Raw genomic sequence first — 14863 nt, 5'->3', positions numbered from 1 at the left:
TCAGCCCTCGGCCCCGAAACGGGTCGGGTCGAAGACATGCGCCGGCTCATCGGCATAGGGCCGGGCCGCCGGGATGCGGGCGGCCATGCGCTCGACATGCCGCCAGGCCGCCAGCAGCTCGGCGCGGTAGGCCCCGGGCAATTGGTCGAGCCCGGCCTGCCGCGCCAGCACGGCGAGCGCCTCGGGCGTGGTCTCCTCGGACGCTCTCTCCTCGGACATCCTTTCCTCCTCAGGACAGCAGGGTGGCGCGGGCCCAACCGGGCTCGGCATCGATCACCGGCGCGCAGGCCTCGGCGATCGCCAGCAGCCGCGCATCGCCGAGCCGCGGGCCGACGAGCTGGATGCCGACCGGCAGGCCGCGCGGCCCGCGGATGCAGGGGATGGCGAGGCAGGGGACGTGCAGCAGCGTCCACATGCCGTTGAAGATCCAATCGCCGGTGGTGTGCAGCCCCTCCGGCGCCTCGCCCGGCGCCGCCGGCGTCAGCACCACGTCGAGCCGCGGCCCGAACAGCGCGTCGAAGGCCGGGCGGCAGGCATCGGCCAGCGCATAGGCGGCGAGCAGCCCGGCGGCATCGAAGGTCTCGCGCAGCTCCACCCGGGCCCGGATATCGGGCGCCAGCAGCGCATGCGCCGCGAGGTATTCCGGCAGGAAGGCGGCGCTGCCCTCATGCCGGGCGATGACGTCGCGCGCCGCGGTCAGCCCGGCGAAGGGCGCCGGCAGCTCGAGCGGCTCGACGATCGCCCCCGCCGCCTCCAGCCGCCGCGCCGCCGTCTCCAGCGCCGCCGCGCCGGCCGGCTCGATCCGCTCCCAGACCGGGCTGCGGCACAGCCCGACGCGCAGGCTGCGGACCCCCGGCGCGGGGCCCGCCCCGAGACCATGGGCACCGAGACCATGGGCGCCGAGGCCGGGCAGGCGGAAGGCCGCGGCGACCAGCGCCAGATCCGCGACCGAGCGGCCGAACCAGCCGAGCGTGTCGAGCGAGATGGCCGACATCCGCAACCCCTCGCGGCTGACCAGGCTCCAGCTCGGCTTCAGCGCATAGAGGTTGTTGAAGGAGGCGGGGCGGATATGGCTGCCCGCGGTCTGGGTGCCGAAGCCGAGCGGCACCATGAAGTCGCCCACCGCGGCGCCGGAGCCGGAGGAGGAGCCGCCCGGCGTATGCGCGGGGTTGAAGGGGTTGCGGGTCAGCGCCTTCCGCCCGCCGGCGGCGAACTCCACCGTATCCGTCTTGCCGAGGATGAGCGCGCCGGCCGCCCGCGCCACGGCGACGCAGGCGGCGTCGCGGCCGATCTGCGCCCCGGCATAGATCGCCGAGTTCTGCGTCGTCGGCATGTCGGCGGTGTCGATCACGTCCTTCACGCCGAGCGGCAAGCCGTGCAGCGGCCCGAGCGGCAGCCCCGCCGCCTGCCGCTTGTCGGCCTCCCGCGCCCGCCGCAGGGCGAGATCGGGGTCGAGGAACAGCCAGGCGCGGATCAGCGCCTCGCGCGCCGCGATGCGGTCGAGGCAGGAGCGGGTCAGCTCCTCGGCCGAGAGGCGGCGGTCGCGGATCAGGGAAGCCGCCTCGGCGGCGGTGAGCGCATGCGGCTGCATCAGGCGATGTCCACCGTGGTGAGGTCCTGCGACCAGCTCTGCGCCTGCACGAAGCCCCTGAGCCGCGGCCCCAGGGCGCGCGGGTTCAGGTCGTGCACGATGAAGGCCCAGAGCGCCTGGTCGACGAAGCCGGCATGCAGCTCGGCCAGCAGCATGTCCTGCCGCTCCGGGTCGAATTCGACCTCGCAGCGGGCCGCCAGCGCGTCCATCTGCGGGTCGTTGAACCAGCCCCAGTTCAGCCCGACCGGCGGCGCCCGCTTCGACCAGATGGCATCGATGATCGAGGAGGGCTCGGCCGAGCCGAGGGAGTTGTTCAGCCCGTGCATGCCGCGATTCTCCGGTGCCGCGGCGCCGGACCGGCGACGGCCGCGCAGCGCCTCCCATTCCAGCACCTCGAAGCGGAGGTTGATGCCCACCTCCTCCAGCCCCTGCTTGATCGCCTCGTTCATCGGCAGGGGCTGCATCTGGCCGGAGCCGCTGGTCGAGATCAGCATCGTGGCGTTGCAGGGGTTGCGCGGCCCGTAGCCGGCGGCCTGCAGCAGGCGCTTCGCCTCGCGCGGGTCGTGCCGCGCCTGGAAGCGCGGCGTGCCGAACCAGGGATCGTTCGGCGGGACGACGCCGGTCGCCGCCATGGCGGTGCCACCGAGCAGCGCGACCAGCCCCTCGCGGTCGATGCCGAGATTGATCGCCTGGCGGACGCGGACATCCTTGAACGGGCTGTCCGGCAGGCAGCTCAGCAGATAGGGCCAGACATGCGGGTAGGGGTTGGTGACGATCTGCATCCCCGCCTGGCGCAGCCGCGGGATGATGTCCGGCGAGGGCGCCTCCACCCAGTCCACCTGGCCGGCGAGCAGCGCCGCGGCGCGGGTCAGCGCATCCGGCATCGGCTGGATCACCATGCGGTCGCAGCGCGGGATGCGGGCGGCCTCCCAGTATTTGGCGTTGCGGGAGAATTCCACCCGCTCGCGCGGCGCCACCTTCTCCACCTTCCACGGGCCGGTGCCGGAGGGGTTGAGGGCGAAGCGCTCCCAGCTTCCACCGAGCTCGCGCCAGCGTGCCGGCGAGGACATGAAGACCGAGACCAGCTTGTAGGGCAGGGTCGCGTTCGGCTCCCGGGTCACGATCTCGACCGTCGAGCCATCCACGGCGCGGTAGCTGGCGATGGGCGCGACGAAGGTGGCGGCCTGCGCCGCCTGCGCGGAATCGAATTGCGGCGCCGCCTTGTTCATCACCTTGTCGAGGTTCCAGACCACCGCCGCGGCGTCGAATTCCGAGCCGTCGTGGAAGGTGACGCCCCGGCGCAGATGGAAGGTCCAGCGGGTGCGGTCGGCGGGGTCGGTCTCCCAGCGCTCGGCGAGGCCCGGGCGGAGCCGCGCCTTGATGTCGCCCCGCGACAGGTCCCAGGCGGTCAGCGCGTCATAGGCGGTGATGCCCATGAAGCGGATGCCCTCGGCGCCCTGGTTCGGCTGGCCGGTGGTGGAGGGGATGTCGGCGGCGGTCATCGCCACGCGCAGCACCTTCTCGGCGGCCTGGGCGCGGCGCGGCAGCGCCCCGGCGAAGGGCAGGGCGGCAAGGCCCGCGGTGAAATGACGACGCTCCATGGCAGCCCCCGGCGGCGGGTGGGGCCGTGTGGATGCTGCCGGCGCCTCCGGGCGCGCCATCCGCGGGAGGTGCCGGCGGCGACGTGCCGATCCCTCGGCCATGGCTGGTCCCCACGGGGCGGCGAAGCCCCGGGGCGACAGACGGCACGGCCATCAGGATCTTGGGGCAGCCCCGCGCCGTGAGAGCGCGCGCCGGGATGCCCGATGGGCAAAGCTTATTCACCCATCATGCTGCGCCGCAATAGGGCGCGGCCGGGAAAATGCCCCGGCCGCGCCGCCCTCAGCCCGCCGCCAGCGCCGCGACGGCGGATTGCGTTCACACGTGAACGCCAATCCGCTGTCGCTCCGTGTTCGTAGAGCCGATTCACGCTCCCGGGCGTTCACGCCCGTCCGCGATCTGCTCCAGCCAGACGACCGCGGCCGCCGCGCCGGCATCCGGCGTGCCGAGCGTCCGGTCGCCGAGATAGCTGGCGCGGCCAAGGCGCGGCCGCATCCCGGCGGTTGCCGCCGCCCCCTCGCGCGCCGCCCGCACCGCCGCCACCCAGGCGACGGCAGGCGGGCTGCCCCCGGCCAGCGCCGCGGCGAAGCCGGCGGCCGCCGGTTGCAGCGCATCCAGCATGGTGCGGTCACCCGGCTTCGCCCCGCCCAGCTCGGCGATCGCCGCCACCGCGGCCTCGAAGGCGCGCGCCCAGTCGGCGGGCTGCGGCGGCGCGCCCTCCGGCAGGCTGCGCGCGGCGCGCAGCAGGGCCGTCGCGTAGAAGGGGCCGGAACTGCCGGCGATCGCCCGGCGCAGCGCCTCGCCCATGGCGGCGAGGGCGCTGCGGGCATCCTGCCAGGCGCCGTCCGGCAGGGCGCGGATCGCCGCCGCGCCGCGCGTCATGCTGAGGCCGAGATCGCCGTCGCCGGCGGCGCTGTCGAGCTCGGTCAGCCGCGCCTCCGCCGCCTCCAGCGCCGCCGCCGCGGCCAGCGCCGCCCGCCGCACCGCCGCGCCATCCGGCCGCGCCGCGCCGCGCGGGGCCGGCGCGCGTTCCGGGGCGCGTTCCGGAGCGCCGCCCCCCGCCACCACCTGCCGCCGCGGCGGGATGCGGCCAGGGCCCGGCCAGGCCGGCGCCGTGCTCGGCGCATCCAGCCGCGCCAGCCGGGCCGCGTCCACCTGCATCACCGTCAGCGAGAGGCCCGGCATCTCGAGCGCCGTCAGCAGGTTGCCGCACCAGGCGCGCTCGACCACGAGGCCGCGGGCGCGCAGCCCTGCCAGCGCCGCCCTGGCCGCGACCGCCAGCTCCATCGGCGGGGTGCCGCCCAGCCCGTTCACCAGCAGGACGACCGGGGTGCCGGCGCCGAAGCCGCGATCGGCGAGGATCACCCCCAGCATCTCCTCGACCAGCGCATCGACCGGCCGCAACGGGCCGCGCCGCACGCCCTGCTCGCCATGGATGCCGAGGCCGAGCTCGATCTCCTCCGCCCCCAGGGTGAAGCCCGGCCGCCCGGCCGCCGGCACCGTGCAGGCGCCGAGCGCGACGCCCATGCTGCCCATCGCCGCCGCCGCGGCCTGCGCCTCCGCCGCCACGGCCGCGAGCGGCAGGCCGGCGGCGGCCGCGGCGCCGGCCACCTTGTGCACCAGCACCGTGCCGGCGATGCCGCGGCGGCGCGCCGGCTCGACCGTGTCGCGCAGCGCCACGTCATCGGCGACGACGACAAGCTCGGCCGGGATGCCCTCGGCCCGCGCCAACTCTGCGGCCAGGCCGAAATTCAGCCGGTCGCCGGTGTAGTTCTTCACCACCAGCAGCGCGCCCGCCGGCCCGGCGGCGGCGCGGAGGCCGGCCAGCACGGCATCGACGCTCGGCGAGGTGAAGACGTCGCCGGCGATGGCGGCGTGCAGCATCCCCTCGCCGACATAGCCCGCATGCGCCGGCTCATGCCCGCTGCCGCCGCCCGAGAGCACCGCCACCTCCCGGCGATCGGCGGGCGCCGGGAGGCCGGCGCGCACCACCACATCGGCCTCCGCGAGCAGCGCCTGGCCGGGGCAGAGATCGACCTGGCCCTCCAGCATCTCGCGCACCACGCCGCGCGGGTCGTTCAACAGCTTCTTCATGCGATCCGGGCCTTTCCTCGCCGTGGCGGGCCGCATGCTTGGCCAGCCATGGGCCGGGCACAAGCCGGGCGGCTCCTGGCGCCGCCGCCGCCCCGCCGGTAAGCTCGGCGCGGCGGCAGGGAGGGAAGGCGCGGGACCGCGCCAGGAACCGGCGTGATCGAAAAGCTGGAAATGCTGCTCGCCCTTGCCTCGGAACGGCATTTCGGCCGGGCGGCCGAGGTGGTCGGGGTGACGCAGCAGAGCCTCTCGGCCGGCATCAAGCAGCTCGAGGAGCGGCTCGGCGTGCTGCTGGTGCAGCGCGGCTCCCGCTTCCAGGGCTTCACCGCCGAGGGCGAGAAGGCGCTGGAATGGGCGCGGCGCATCGTCGGCGACGCGCGGGCGATGCGCCAGGAGGTGCGGCGCCTCAGCCGCGGCCTCGCCGGGCATCTGCGCATCGCCGCGATCCCGACCGCGCTGCCGGTCGTCGCCTCGCTGACCACGCCCTTCCGCGCCCGCCATCCGGAGGTGCGCTTCACCGTCCGCTCCACCACCTCGGCCGAGATCCTCAGCCTGCTGGCCAATCTCGAGGCGGATATCGGCCTGACCTATCTCGACAACGAGCCGCTCGGCCGGGTGACCGCCCTGCCGCTCTACCGCGAGAGCTACCGGCTGATCACCGCCGCCGATGCCCCGCTCGGGCGGCGGGAGTCCGTCACCTGGGCCGAGGCGGCCGGCGTCCCGCTCTGCCTGCTGACGCCGGACATGCAGAACCGGCGCATCGTCGACGCGCATCTGCGCGCCGCGGGCACGGAGCCGGCGACGGCGCTCGAATCCAACTCCATGATCGTGCTGATGACGCATGTGCGGACCGGCCGCTGGGCCAGCATCCTGCCGACCGTGCTGGCCGGGCTGCTCGGCCTGACGGAGCCGCTGCGCGCCATCCCGATCACGGCGCCCGAGGTCTCGCACGCCATCGGCCTCGTTGCCTTGCAGCGCGACCCGGCCCTGTCGCTGGTGAGCGCCTTCGTCGCCGAGGCGCGGGAGGCGGCGCTCGGCCTGTCCGGCAGCGAGGAGCTGCCGATCTGAGACCAGGGGCGGCACGATCGACCATGGCTGCCTGTCGGGCGACCGATCTGCTTGATTGACCCGCCGCACGACCCGGTCCCTGATCCAGGGCAAGGGAGTCCGGGAAGGAAGACGTGCCGGGTCATACCGATTGGGATGCCGCGCGCGCCGCGGCGATCATCGCCGCGCATCGGCACCGCGAGGGGGCGACCTTGCCCATCCTGCACGCGCTGCAGGACGCCTTCGGCCATGTGCCGCAGGAGGCCGTGCCCCTCATCGCCGAGGCGCTGAACCTCTCCCGCGCCGAGGTGCATGGCTGCCTCAGCTTTTATCACGATTTCCGGCGGGAGCCGGCGGGGCGCCATGTGGTGAAGCTCTGCCGCGCCGAGGCCTGCCAGGCGGTCGGCGCCGATGCGCTGCATGCCGCGCTGCGCGCCGCCTATGGCGTGGACTGGCACGGCACCACCGCGGATGGGCAGGTGACGCTGGAGCCGGTCTTCTGCCTCGGCCTCTGCGCCAACGGCCCGGCGGCGCTGGTGGATGGCGAGCCGGTGGCGCGGCTCGACGCCGCCCGCCTCGCGGCGCGGCTGGCGGCGGCATGACCCGGCTGTTCCTGCCGCGCGACAGCGTCGCCGAGGCGCTCGGCGCCGGCGCCGTCGCCCGCGCGCTGCTCGAGGGGGCCCGGCGCCGCGGCCGGCCGGTCACGCTCACCCGCACCGGCTCGCGCGGCCTGCTCTGGCTGGAGCCGCTGCTGGAGGTGGAGACGCCCGCGGGCCGCATCGCCTATGGCCCGGTCGCGCCCGAGGATGTGGAAGGGCTGCTCGATGCCGGGCTGCTGCAGGGGGCGCCGCATCCGCTCCGCCTCGGCCGGCCGGAGGAGATGCCCTTCCTGGCGCGGCAGCAGCGCCTGACCTTCGCGCGCTGCGGCCTCATCGACCCGCTCTCGCTGGACGAATACCGCGCCACGGGCGGGCTGCGCGGGCTGGAGGCGGCGCTCGCCCTCGGCGGCGCGGCGGTGGTGGAGGCGGTCGCCGCCTCCGGCCTGCGCGGCCGCGGCGGCGCCGGCTTCCCGACCGGCATCAAGTGGCGCAGCGTCCGCGCCGCCGAGGCGGCGCAGAAATACGTGGTCTGCAACGCCGATGAGGGCGATAGCGGCACCTTCGCCGACCGCCTGCTGATGGAGGGCGATCCCTTCACCCTGATCGAGGGGATGGCGATCGCCGGCCTGGCGACCGGCGCGACCCAGGGCTACGTCTATATCCGCTCGGAATACCCGCTGGCCTGGCGCAGCCTGAACGCCGCCATCGCGGTCGCCGAGGCGGCGGGGCTGCTCGGCGCCTCGGTGCTCGGCAGCGGCCGGGAATTCCGGCTCGAGGCGCGGCTCGGCGCCGGCGCCTATATCTGCGGCGAGGAAACCTCGCTGCTGGAGAGCCTGGAGGGTCGGCGCGGCATCGTCCGCGCCAAGCCGCCGATCCCGGCGCTGCGCGGGCTGTTCGGCCAGCCGACCCTGATCAACAACGTGCTCTCCTTCGCCGCCGTGCCCTGGATCCTGGCGCATGGCGCCGCCGCCTATGCCGAATGCGGCATGGGCCGCTCGCGCGGCACCATGCCCTTCCAGCTCGCCGGCAACATCCGCCGGGGCGGGCTGGTGGAGCTCGGCTTCGGCCCGACGCTCCGCGCGCTGGTGGAGGAGTTCGGCGGCGGCACGCGGAGCGGCCGGCCGCTGCGCGCGGTGCAGGTGGGCGGGCCGCTCGGCGCCTATTTCCCCGAGCGCCTGCTCGACCTGCCGCTCGACTACGAGGCGCTGGCCGGGGCCGGCGGCATGCTCGGCCATGGCGGCATCGTGGTCTTCGACGACACGGTGGACATGGCCCGCCAGGCGCGCTTCGCCTTCGAGTTCTGCGCCGCCGAATCCTGCGGCAAATGCACGCCCTGCCGCATCGGCGCGGTGCGCGGCGTCGAGGTGATCGACCGGGTGATCGCCGGCCGGCAGCCGGCGCGCAACCTCGCCTTGGTCGAGGATCTCTGCGAGGTCATGCGCGACGGCTCGCTCTGCGCCATGGGCGGGCTGACGCCGCTGCCGGTAATGAGCGCGCTCACCCATTTCCCCGAGGATTTCCGCCGCGGCGCCGCGCCGCTGGCGGCTGAGTAAGGCGACGGCGATGGGCCTGATCCGCGAGACCGATTACGGCACCCCGCTGCGCAGCGCGGCGGAGAGCGTCACCCTGACCATCGACGGCCAGGCCGTCACCGTGCCCGCCGGCACCTCGGTGATGGCGGCGGCGATGCGGTTGGGCACGAAGATCCCGAAGCTCTGCGCCACGGATTCGCTGGAGCCCTTCGGCTCCTGCCGCATGTGCCTCGTCGAGATCGAGGGGCGGCGCGGCACCCCGGCCTCCTGCACCACCCCGGCCGAGGCCGGCATGGTGGTGCGCACCCAGGGCGAGCGGCTCTCCCGGCTGCGGCGCGGGGTGATGGAGCTCTACATCTCCGACCACCCGCTCGACTGCCTCACCTGCGCCGCCAACGGCGATTGCGAGCTGCAGGACACCGCCGGCCAGGTCGGGCTGCGCGAGGTGCGCTACGGCCAGGAGGGCGCCAACCATGTGCGGCCGGACTCGCCGCTCGCCCTGCCGAAGGACACGACCAACCCCTATTTCACCTACGACCCGGCGAAATGCATCGTCTGCAACCGCTGCGTCCGGGCCTGCGAGGAGGTGCAGGGCACCTTCGCCCTCACCATCGAGGGCCGCGGCTTCGACAGCCGGGTCTCCGCCGGCGGCACCGATTTCTTCGCCTCGGACTGCGTCTCCTGCGGCGCCTGCGTGCAGGCCTGCCCGACCGCGACACTGATCGAGAACACGGTGATCGAGCAGGGCCAGCCGGAGCATTCGGTGGTCACCACCTGCGCCTATTGCGGCGTCGGCTGCTCCTTCAAGGCGGAGATGCAGGGCGACACCGTCATCCGCATGGTGCCCTGGAAGGCTGGCCGCGCGAATGAGGGGCATTCCTGCGTCAAGGGCCGCTTCGCCTGGGGCTACGCGCACCACAAGGACCGCATCACCCGCCCGATGATCCGCGCGCGGATCACCGATCCCTGGCGCGAGGTCTCCTGGGAGGAGGCGATCGCCCATGCCGCCGGGGAGTTCCGCCGCATCCAGGCGCGCCATGGCCGGGACGCGGTCGGCGGCATCACCTCCTCGCGCTGCACCAACGAGGAGACCTACCTGGTGCAGAAGCTGGTCCGCGCCGGCTTCGGCAACAACAACGTCGACACCTGCGCCCGGGTCTGCCACTCGCCCACCGGCTACGGGCTGAAGGCGACGCTCGGCACCTCGGCCGGGACGCAGGATTTCCGTTCGGTGGACAAGGCCGATGTGGTGCTGGTCATCGGCGCCAACCCGACCGACGGCCACCCGGTCTTCGGCTCGCGCATGAAGCGGCGGCTGCGGGCGGGGGCGAAGCTCGTCGTCATCGACCCGCGGCGGATCGACCTGGTGCGCTCGCCGCATATCCGCGCCGCGCACCACCTGCAACTCCGCCCCGGCAGCAACGTCGCCGTGGTCAATGCCATGGCGCATGTCATCGTAACCGAGGGGCTGGTGAACGAGGCCTATGTGCGCGAGCGCTGCGAGCTCGGCGATTTCGAGGTCTGGGCCCGCTTCATCGCCGATCCGCGCCATGCCCCGGAGGCGGTCGAGCCGATCACCGGCGTGCCGGCCGGCGAGCTGCGCGCCGCGGCGCGGCTCTACGCCACGGGCGGCCGCGCCGCCATCTATTACGGCCTCGGCGTCACCGAGCACTCGCAGGGCTCGACCATGGTGATGGCGATGGCCAACCTCGCCATGGCCACCGGCAATATCGGCCGCGAGGGGACGGGGGTGAATCCCCTGCGCGGGCAGAACAACGTCCAGGGCTCCTGCGACATGGGCTCCTTCCCGCACGAGCTGCCGGGCTACCGGCACGTGGCGGACGACGCGACGCGGGAGGCCTTCGAATCGCTCTGGGGCGTGACGCTGGAGGCCGAGCCGGGGCTGCGCATCCCGAACATGCTGGACGAGGCGGTGGAGGGCCGCTTCAAGGGCCTCTATGTCCAGGGCGAGGACATCGCCCAGTCCGACCCCGACACCCAGCACGTCACCGCCGGGCTGCGCGCGCTCGAATGCCTCGTCGTGCAGGACATCTTCCTGAACGAGACCGCGAAATACGCGCATGTCCTGCTGCCCGGCTCCTCCTTCCTGGAGAAGGACGGCACCTTCACCAATGCCGAGCGGCGCATCAACCGCGTGCGCAAGGTGATGGAACCGCTGGGCGGCCTGGCCGATTGGGAGGTGACGATGGCGCTCTCCAACGCCCTCGGCTACCCGATGCGCTATGGCCATCCCTCGGAGATCATGGACGAGATCGCCGCCCTGACGCCGAGCTTCGCGGGCGTCAGCTATGCGAAGCTCGAGGCCCTTGGCTCGGTGCAATGGCCCTGCAACGCGGATGCGCCCGAGGGCACGCCGATGATGCATGTGGATCGCTTCGTCCGCGGCAAGGGCAAGTTCATGATCACCGAATTCGTCCCGACCGAGGAGCGCACCGGGCCGCGCTTCCCGCTGATCCTGACCACCGGCCGCATCCTCTCGCAGTACAATGTCGGGGCGCAGACCCGGCGCACCGAGAACAGCCGCTGGCATGCGGAGGACGTGCTGGAGATCCACCCCTTCGATGCCGAGGCGCGCGGGGTGCGCGAGGGCGACCTGGTCGCGGTGGAGAGCCGCTCCGGCGACATCGCCCTGCGGGCGCGGATCACGGAACGGGTGCAGCCGGGCGTGGTTTACACCACCTTCCACCACGCCAAGACCGGGGCCAATGTGATCACGACCGACTATTCCGACTGGGCCACCAATTGCCCGGAATACAAGGTCACCGCCGTGCAGGTGCGGCGGACCAACCGGCCCTCCGACTGGCAGGCCCGCTTCTTCGAGGAGGACACCGCCCTGACCCGCCGCGCCGCGCCCACCCCGGCCCATGCCGCTGAGTGACACCCTTCCGGCGGGCGCGGTCCCGGCCGGGGCGGTGACGCTGCCCTTCGACGGCGCCCCCAGCCCCGGCCAGCGCCTGGTGCCGGAGGAGGTGCCGGTCAACCTCACCTACGCCACCGTGCCCTTCGCGGTGATGATGGCGACGCCGGCCGATCTCGAGGATTTCGCCTATGGCTTCAGCCTGACCGAGGGCGTGATCGCCGCGGCCTCCGAGATCCGCGGCGTCTCGGTCGCGGCCGAGGAACGCGGGCTGCGGCTGCAGGTCGATCTCGTCCCGGCCCGGCTGCACGCGCATCTGGCCCGGCGCCGCTCCATGGTCGGGCGCACCGGCTGCGGCCTCTGCGGCATCGAGGATCTGGACGACCTGCCGCAGGCCGCCTCCCCCGCCGGCCCGGCGCCGATGCTCTCCCTCGCCGCCCTCCGCCGCGCCCTCGCGGCGCTGGAGACGCGCCAGGCCCTCGGCGACGCGACGCGCGGCGTGCATGCCGCCGGCTTCGCCACCGCCGCGGGCGAGCTGGCGCTGCTGCGCGAGGATGTCGGCCGGCACAACGCGCTCGACAAGCTCGCCGGCGCCATGCTGCGCGGCGGCATCCCGGCGGCCCCGGGCTTCGTCATCGTCACCAGCCGCTGCTCCTTCGAGATGGTGGAGAAGGCGGCCGCCATGGGCGCACGTGCCCTCGTCGCCATCTCCGCCCCCACCTCCCTCGCGCTCGAGCGCGCCCGGCAGCACGACATGATCCTGCTCGCCATTGCCCGCCGCGACGCCGTCACCGCCTTCCACGGCGCCGAGCGGGTGCTGGCCGGAGGCGCCGCCGCATGAGCGCGACGCCCGAGAAGCTCATCCGCATGGCCAACCAGATCGCCACCTTCTTCCGCCCCTATCCGGAGGCGGAGGCGGTGGCCGGGACGCGCGAGCATATCCAGGCCTTCTGGACCCCCGGCATGCGCCGCGCCCTGGCCGGTCTCTGCGCCGCCGGCGCGCCGGGCATCGATGCCGTGGTGCGGGCCGCGATGCGGGACGGCGCCATCGCCGGCAGCCCGATCCACCGGGAGATGGCGGGACCCGAGACGCTCGGGCCGCTGGAGAGCGATGCCGGCTGAGGGCGGCGCCGGCCGGCCGCTGGCCCCGCGCCGCCTCGCCCCGGCGCCCGCCGCCCGCCTCTCCGTCGCCGCCGCCCGGGAGCGCGTGCTCGCCCTCGCCGCCCCCGTCCCGGGCCACGAGACCCTGCCGCTGATGGCGGCGGCAGGACGGGTGCTGGCCGAGGACCTGCCGGCCGCACGCGACATGCCGCCCTTCGACACCGCGGCCATGGACGGCTTCGCCATCGGCCCCGAGGCGCTGGACCGGGAGCCGCCCCTCCCGCTCCGCCGCCGCGCCGCGATCCCGCCCGGGCATCCGGATGCCCGGCCGCTCGCCGCGGGCGAGGCGGCCCGCGTGCTGACCGGCGCCGCGGTGCCGCCCGGCACGGCGGCGGTGATCTTCGAGGAGGGCTGCCGGCTGGAGGGGGAGCAGGTGGTGCTGCTCCGCCGGGTGTCGGCCGGGCAGCATATCCGCCCCCGCGGCGAGGATGCGGCGGCCGGAACAGTGGTGCTGCGCGCCGGGCGGCGGCTGGGCGCGGCGCGCCTCGGCCTGGCCGCGGCCGCCGGCGCCGGGCCGGTGGTGGTGCGGCGGCAGGCGCGGATCGGCATCCTCTCCACCGGCAGCGAGCTGCTGCCCCCCGGCGCCATCGGCCCCGATGGCCGCATCCCGGCCGGCACCATCCCGGATGCCAACCGCCCGATGCTGCGCGCGATCCTCGCCGATCCCTGCGTCGCGCTGCGGGATCTCGGCATCGCCCGGGACGACGACGCGGCGGTGGCCGCCTGCCTGGCGGCGGCGCGCGACCTCGACCTCGTGGTCTCGACCGGCTCGGCCGCCGGCAGCGAGGCGGACCGGCTGGGGCCGGCGATCCGGGCGCTCGGCGGCGATGTCGCGCATCTCGCCCTGGCCCAGCGCCCCGGCAAGCCGCTGCTGCTGGCCCGGCTCGGCGCCCTGCCGCTGCTCGGCCTCGCCGGCAACCCGGTGGCGGCGCTGGTCGGGGCGCTGCTCTATGCCCGGCCGCTGGTAGAGCGGATCGCCGGCCTGGCCCCGTCCGCGCTGCTCGGCCAGCCGGCCCGTCTGGCGCAGCCCCGGGAGGCCGGGGAGCGCACCGAATTCCTGCCCGCCCGGCTGGCGGGCGAGGCGGCGGGCCTGCCGCTGCTGGAGGTGCCGCGCCGCTTCGGCTCCGCCCGCCTCACCCCCTTCGCCGAGGCGGATGGGCTGGCCGAGATTCGGCCGGACGGCGCGGTGCGCTTCCACGCCTTCGAGATGCTGGCTGGCGGCTGAGGCCCCGAGAGCCCAGATGCAGACGAACCCCCTGGACCGGAGCGCGCCATGTCGAGCCAGCCCCCCCGCCTGACCGAGCTTGCCCATGGCGGCGGCTGCGGCTGCAAGCTGGCGCCCGCGGTGCTGCAGAGCCTGCTGGCCGACCAGCCGGCGATGCGGGGCTTCAGCCAGCTCCTGGTCGGGGCCGAGACCGCCGACGATGCCGCGGTCTGGCAGGTGCGGGAGGATCTCGCGGTGATCGCCACCACGGATTTCTTCATGCCGATGGTCGATGACCCGGAGGATTTCGGCCGCATCGCCGCCACCAACGCCATCTCCGACATCTACGCCATGGGCGGCACGCCGATCATGGCGCTGGCGATCCTCGGCATGCCGATCGGCAAGCTGGAGCCGGCGGTGATCCGCCGTATCCTGGCGGGCGGCGCGGCGATCTGCGCCGAGGCGGGCATCCCGGTCGCCGGCGGGCATTCCATCGATTCGCCCGAGCCGATCTACGGGCTGGCGGTGATCGGGCTCGTCCATCCGGCGCAGATCCGCCGCAACACCGGGGCGCGGCCGGGCGATGCGCTGCTCCTGACCAAGGGGATCGGCGTCGGCATCTATTCCGCCGCCATCAAGCGGGGGGCGCTGGCGGCGGACGACTATGCCGACCTGCTCCGCTCCACCACCCTGCTGAACCGCATCGGCACCGAGCTGGCGGGGGCGGAGGCGGTGCATGGCATGACCGACGTGACCGGCTTCGGCCTGCTCGGCCATGCGCTGGAGATGGCGCGCGGCGCCGGGGCGACGCTCGTCATCGAGGGCGCGGCGGTGCCGCTGCTGCCGCGGGCCGCGTCGCTGGCCCAGGCCGGCTTCGTGACCGGCGCCTCGCAGCGCAATTGGGCGAGCTATGGCGAGGCGGTCGACCTGCCGGCGGGCTGCGAGGACTGGCAGCGGGCCCTGCTCACCGATCCGCAGACCTCGGGCGGCCTGCTCGTCGCCTGCGCCGCGGAGGCGGCGGAGGGGCTGCTGGCGCGCATCGCCGCCGCCGGCTATCCCGCGGCGCGGCGCATCGGCAGCGTCGCGGCAGGGCCGGCGCGCATCCGGGTGGCATGAGGCTCCGGCAATGACGGGGCGACGGAGGCGGCGCCGCGGCGTTGG

12 protein-coding genes are annotated in these 14863 nt (G+C 74.6%); 8 read left to right on the top strand and 4 right to left on the bottom strand.

Annotated features, from left to right (window positions below; genetic code table 11):
* The 4 genes from DOO78_RS17410 to DOO78_RS17395 all read right to left on the bottom strand — a co-directional run bounded on the left by DOO78_RS17410 (position 1) and on the right by DOO78_RS17395 (position 5284).
* On the bottom strand, positions 1-219 hold the full coding sequence (locus DOO78_RS17410; RefSeq protein WP_111471135.1) for a hypothetical protein: 219 nt from the start codon (positions 217-219) through the stop codon (positions 1-3).
* Between the two features lie 10 nt (positions 220-229).
* Positions 230-1591: an amidase gene (locus DOO78_RS17405; protein ID WP_111471134.1), complete on the bottom strand. Its 1362-nt coding sequence runs from the start codon at positions 1589-1591 to the stop codon at positions 230-232.
* A complete protein-coding gene (locus DOO78_RS17400) occupies positions 1591-3192 on the bottom strand; it encodes an ABC transporter substrate-binding protein (protein ID WP_165838951.1) in 1602 nt (533 codons plus the stop codon). Before DOO78_RS17400 ends, DOO78_RS17405 begins: the two co-directional genes overlap by 1 nt.
* Before the next feature lie 364 nt (positions 3193-3556).
* Entirely contained in the window at positions 3557-5284 is a 1728-nt protein-coding gene (locus tag DOO78_RS17395; RefSeq protein ID WP_111471132.1) for a dihydroxyacetone kinase family protein, read from the bottom strand.
* 153 nt (positions 5285-5437) lie between these two features.
* Here DOO78_RS17395 and DOO78_RS17390 point away from each other — a divergent pair, with 153 nt between their 5' ends.
* The 8 genes from DOO78_RS17390 to selD all read left to right on the top strand — a co-directional run bounded on the left by DOO78_RS17390 (position 5438) and on the right by selD (position 14818).
* Positions 5438-6349 carry a LysR family transcriptional regulator gene (locus DOO78_RS17390; RefSeq protein WP_111471131.1) on the top strand — a complete coding sequence of 304 codons (912 nt, stop codon included), beginning with the start codon at positions 5438-5440 and terminating at the stop codon, positions 6347-6349.
* A gap of 113 nt (positions 6350-6462) precedes the next feature.
* Positions 6463-6930, top strand: a complete 468-nt coding sequence (locus tag DOO78_RS17385; RefSeq protein ID WP_111471130.1) for a formate dehydrogenase subunit gamma — start codon at positions 6463-6465, stop codon at positions 6928-6930.
* On the top strand, positions 6927-8480 hold the full coding sequence (locus tag DOO78_RS17380) for a formate dehydrogenase beta subunit (protein WP_111471129.1): 1554 nt from the start codon (positions 6927-6929) through the stop codon (positions 8478-8480). Before DOO78_RS17385 ends, DOO78_RS17380 begins: the two co-directional genes overlap by 4 nt.
* Before the next feature lie 10 nt (positions 8481-8490).
* Positions 8491-11358, top strand: a complete 2868-nt coding sequence (gene fdhF / locus DOO78_RS17375) for a formate dehydrogenase subunit alpha (protein WP_111471128.1) — start codon at positions 8491-8493, stop codon at positions 11356-11358.
* Entirely contained in the window at positions 11345-12178 is an 834-nt protein-coding gene (gene fdhD / locus DOO78_RS17370; RefSeq protein ID WP_111471127.1) for a formate dehydrogenase accessory sulfurtransferase FdhD, read from the top strand. The genes fdhF and fdhD overlap by 14 nt, the downstream gene beginning before the upstream one ends.
* Positions 12175-12459, top strand: coding sequence for a formate dehydrogenase subunit delta (locus tag DOO78_RS17365; protein WP_111471126.1), 285 nt, complete (start codon positions 12175-12177; stop codon positions 12457-12459). The genes fdhD and DOO78_RS17365 overlap by 4 nt, the downstream gene beginning before the upstream one ends.
* Entirely contained in the window at positions 12449-13723 is a 1275-nt protein-coding gene (locus DOO78_RS17360) for a molybdopterin molybdotransferase MoeA (protein WP_165838950.1), read from the top strand. The genes DOO78_RS17365 and DOO78_RS17360 overlap by 11 nt, the downstream gene beginning before the upstream one ends.
* Positions 13724-13771: 48 nt before the next feature.
* Positions 13772-14818, top strand: coding sequence for a selenide, water dikinase SelD (gene selD, locus DOO78_RS17355; RefSeq protein ID WP_111471124.1), 1047 nt, complete (start codon positions 13772-13774; stop codon positions 14816-14818).
* Positions 14819-14863 lie beyond the last annotated feature (45 nt).

This window comes from Roseicella frigidaeris, assembly GCF_003258945.1.
GTDB classification, from domain to species: domain Bacteria; phylum Pseudomonadota; class Alphaproteobacteria; order Acetobacterales; family Acetobacteraceae; genus Paracraurococcus; species Paracraurococcus frigidaeris.
Note: the sequence above shows the minus strand (reverse complement) of the source record. Positions and strands in the feature narration are given on the sequence as shown.

Bases quoted from the DNA above. Each gene is read 5' to 3' on its own strand.
- DOO78_RS17405 (WP_111471134.1), bottom strand. From the start codon at position 1,591: ATGCAGCCGCATGCGCTCACCGCCGCCGAGGCGGCTTCCCTGATCCGC.
- DOO78_RS17400 (WP_165838951.1), bottom strand. From the start codon at position 3,192: ATGGAGCGTCGTCATTTCACCGCGGGCCTTGCCGCCCTGCCCTTCGCC.
- DOO78_RS17365 (WP_111471126.1), top strand. From the start codon at position 12,175: ATGAGCGCGACGCCCGAGAAGCTCATCCGCATGGCCAACCAGATCGCC.
- selD (WP_111471124.1), top strand. From the start codon at position 13,772: ATGTCGAGCCAGCCCCCCCGCCTGACCGAGCTTGCCCATGGCGGCGGC.
- DOO78_RS17360 (WP_165838950.1), top strand. From the start codon at position 12,449: ATGCCGGCTGAGGGCGGCGCCGGCCGGCCGCTGGCCCCGCGCCGCCTC.
- DOO78_RS17395 (WP_111471132.1), bottom strand. From the start codon at position 5,284: ATGAAGAAGCTGTTGAACGACCCGCGCGGCGTGGTGCGCGAGATGCTG.
- DOO78_RS17410 (WP_111471135.1), bottom strand. From the start codon at position 219: ATGTCCGAGGAGAGAGCGTCCGAGGAGACCACGCCCGAGGCGCTCGCC.
- DOO78_RS17380 (WP_111471129.1), top strand. From the start codon at position 6,927: ATGACCCGGCTGTTCCTGCCGCGCGACAGCGTCGCCGAGGCGCTCGGC.
- fdhF (WP_111471128.1), top strand. From the start codon at position 8,491: ATGGGCCTGATCCGCGAGACCGATTACGGCACCCCGCTGCGCAGCGCG.
- fdhD (WP_111471127.1), top strand. From the start codon at position 11,345: ATGCCGCTGAGTGACACCCTTCCGGCGGGCGCGGTCCCGGCCGGGGCG.